Origin of the sequence: Paenibacillus etheri, assembly GCF_001012825.1 — a bacterium.
GTDB lineage: Bacteria > Bacillota > Bacilli > Paenibacillales > Paenibacillaceae > Paenibacillus_AQ > Paenibacillus_AQ etheri.
Genome location: NZ_LCZJ02000058.1, coordinates 1 through 3,107, shown reverse-complemented (window position 1 = coordinate 3,107; position 3,107 = coordinate 1). Strand labels below are relative to the sequence as shown.

Below are 3,107 nucleotides of genomic sequence, written 5' to 3'. Positions count from 1 at the left end.
GATGGGATTTTAAGGGCTATGACCCGTTGCGTACTCCCATCGTACCGAGGCGCTTTTCTTTTTGCAAAGCTCGTAATTAACGCTCTACAGGAATGCTAACGTTTCCCGCTAGCCATCCATGCATCCTCTGCAATGCACCACAGAGCATGAAAGTTGACCCGTTCTTTCATGGTAGTTGAACGATCCGAACACCAAATGGATTTGAGCTTTTGTTGTTAACTAACTACAACATTTCCTGAAATTCCTGTAACCTACTATAAATTGAGATACTATCAGGAAATATTGCAGAGGCACAATTCAGAATGCGGACGGCGTCTTCCTTATGCCCACCCCACGTTAATGCTTCGGTGATTCGTATAAATTCAAATTCCATTAAATAGTGTTTATCTTGTTCCTTCCTCATGATGCGGTGATATTCTTCCATCGCATTATCTACTCCATTAGATACAGCTAAAGCTGCAACTTTTTGAGCAATAGATCGCTTGATGTGGGGAATGTTCGAACCAAGCAATAGATCAAGAATTGGATAGAAGGCGCTCCCCAGCCAAACATAGTCGCAATTGGTCATAATAGAAATCGCAATGTTTTCATCGGGAAGAAGGAACAGATTGCTCAAAAAACCGGTATCCCATCCTGAATGCGAGATGATACGCAAACCCTTATATTCTCCCAGAAACCAGCCTAATCCAATCTGTGCATTTTCTTGACCGTAACTAGTTGTTGCATGTGGCTTCCACATTTCATCATAGCTGCCGGATTGTAATAATTGATAGCCATTTCCTGCAGTTCCGCGGTTTTGATGCATCAGCAGATATTGGCACATATCTTCAGCATTAGTATATAAGGTGGAACTGGGGCCATGTGCCCTGTTGTACGGAAAGACATCACTAACATAGCCACCATAACCATTGGAAGTACCCAAAACATGAGGTGCGGCTAGATGAGTTTCAATTTCCAGTTTCAGAAACGAACTGGACCGCATTCCAATTGGTTCAAGAATGTTATTTTTCATATATTCCTCGAAGCTCATTCCGCTAACTTTTGCGATCATGTCTCCCAAAATTTCATATCCGATATTACTATAGGCAAAGTTAACGCCAGGCTCGCTCAGTAACTTGTGACGATAAACACCTTTTACATATCTTTCAAGACTTTGCTCATCATATTCAGGACGGTCCCATGCGTAATCTTCTTCATCCGGCATCCCCGAGGTATGGTTCATAAGCTGCCTTATTGAAAGATTGCGAAATCGCTCGTCCTCCATCTTAAAATACGGTAGATAATGGGTGATCGGTGAATCTAGATCCACTTTGCCACGCTCAACTAATTGCATAATGGCAGTAGCAACGAAGGTTTTAGAAACTGAGGCTTGGTGAAATAAAGTACTCCTGATAAGGGGATCACCTGTCGATAAATTTGCTGTTCCATATTCACCAGTAAATAAAATCTGGTTGTCCCTCACTATTCCGACTGCTAAGCCTGGAAACTGTTCATTTTCTACGAAATCTGCTAGCATTTCATGTAACAAACTCCCTATATTCTGATCATTAATCATTTTAGCCTCCCCAAATATTCGGCATCAAACGCTTAAATCCCCTTAAGTAATAGGTTTATTTTACCATAATGCCAATGCTTTATTTGGTAGAGAATGATTATACTTATTTATACATCCTGCCCTTTAGCTTAATGCCCTCGACAGTCTAGTACTTTATTTCCTCAGTTTATCAAGACCTAAATTTAAGAAAGTCAGATATAATAAAGGGTTTCACATATAGTCATGACTAATATGTGAAACCCTTTATGTTCAACTATCGTGTCTCGTTAGCGTAAGCCATAAGATTGCTTACCATCCCATAGTATTCCTCAAGGAGTTTATTTGAGCAATATGGTGCTGAGCATGCAATGAAAATCTTTGAATAGCAATCTCTAAAGTCATAGTACCGTGAGTTGGACTCGTAACTGACCGTGCAAAGTCCGATGGTTTCAATTTGACTAATAATTTCAAAAACCTGATATGGAGTGCTTCCAAAAGTAAGATAGATGTCTCAACTGGGGTATCCTCATAGTCATTTAATTCTGCCCACAAGTCCTCACGAAATGTTCCTGCAAGTGGTTGCTCCTCGGTTAAACCTCGTTTGAACCGAATATACGCGTTCATTTCAGCATCGGCTAAATGATGAACAATCTGTTGCAACGACCATCCCCCAGTTCGGTAAGAATTGCTTAATTGTCCAACCTCCAAACCGTCAATTGCTTGCCGAAGTTTATTGGGAATTTCAGCTATCGATTCGAAGAATTGTTCTCGTTGTTCTTCAGTGGGGTTCTCTATTGCAATGAATTGTCCTATCGGATAACGTAATGAATCCATGTTTATCCCTCCTCATTTGACCCATTGTAACGTACATACCCAATGGTTAAGAAGTTGTACTAATCTGTCCTTTACTTCAATAAAAACGGCAACTGGTTATCTATCCAGGTGCCGTTATATTGTGTTGAGCTAACGTTCCTCGTTAACTTAATCATCGTTGTGTAATGGTTCTCCATAAAACAGATGAAAATGAAGATGTTTTGAGTCTTGGTATTTCCCCAAATTAGTTAATACCCTACATGCACCATACTCAGACTGTACCTGCGTTGCCACCTTTTTTACAACGTCCATCAACTCAATTAATAGTTCGTTATCGCTTTGTTCGAGTGTAAGAAGAGACGAGATATGTTTCTTCGGAATCGTAACAATATGAACTGGATAAAAAGGGCGAGTGTGATGATATGCAAGCACGTTATCAGTCTCGAATACCTTTTGCACAGAAGTACGACCACTTAATACCTCATCACAATAAAAATCCTGAGTCAAACTTATCTCCTCCGCATCCTATTTTCACTATTTTAACATTCACGATAATTTGTCAGTAACCTGCCCTTTGGGTATTGAACTCCCTCAGTACGATTCAGTTTTCTCACGAATGCTCGCTTATTCGCAGGATTTCACCCCTGTCAGATTTACCGAAAGATTGTTAGAGCAACCCGGTTGAGGACCAGGACAACATGAAGGCGTGAGGAAATAGAGGGGGATGATAAAACCCCATATCCTTCCATATACTGCACGC

Annotated in this window: 3 protein-coding genes; all 3 read right to left on the bottom strand. The window is 40.6% G+C overall.

Translation table 11 applies throughout. The features are described 5' to 3' along the window. Positions 1-223 precede the first annotated feature (223 nt). Positions 224-1,555: a serine hydrolase domain-containing protein gene (locus tag UQ64_RS27595; protein WP_060626667.1), complete on the bottom strand. Its 1,332-nt coding sequence runs from the start codon at positions 1,553-1,555 to the stop codon at positions 224-226. A gap of 288 nt (positions 1,556-1,843) precedes the next feature. Next, the gene (locus UQ64_RS27590) at positions 1,844-2,368 is read right to left on the bottom strand and encodes a YfiT family bacillithiol transferase (RefSeq protein ID WP_060626666.1); all 525 of its coding nucleotides are present in this window, start codon (positions 2,366-2,368) and stop codon (positions 1,844-1,846) included. Positions 2,369-2,515: 147 nt separating this feature from the next. Further along, positions 2,516-2,854, bottom strand: a complete 339-nt coding sequence (locus UQ64_RS27585) for an HIT domain-containing protein (RefSeq protein ID WP_060626665.1) — start codon at positions 2,852-2,854, stop codon at positions 2,516-2,518. Between the last annotated feature and the right edge of the window lie 253 nt (positions 2,855-3,107).

What these genes read in the sequence shown, in the direction of transcription:
- UQ64_RS27595 (WP_060626667.1), bottom strand. Translation starts at nt 1,555, where the DNA reads ATGATTAATGATCAGAATATAGGGAGTTTGTTACATGAAATGCTAGCA.
- UQ64_RS27590 (WP_060626666.1), bottom strand. Translation starts at nt 2,368, where the DNA reads ATGGATTCATTACGTTATCCGATAGGACAATTCATTGCAATAGAGAAC.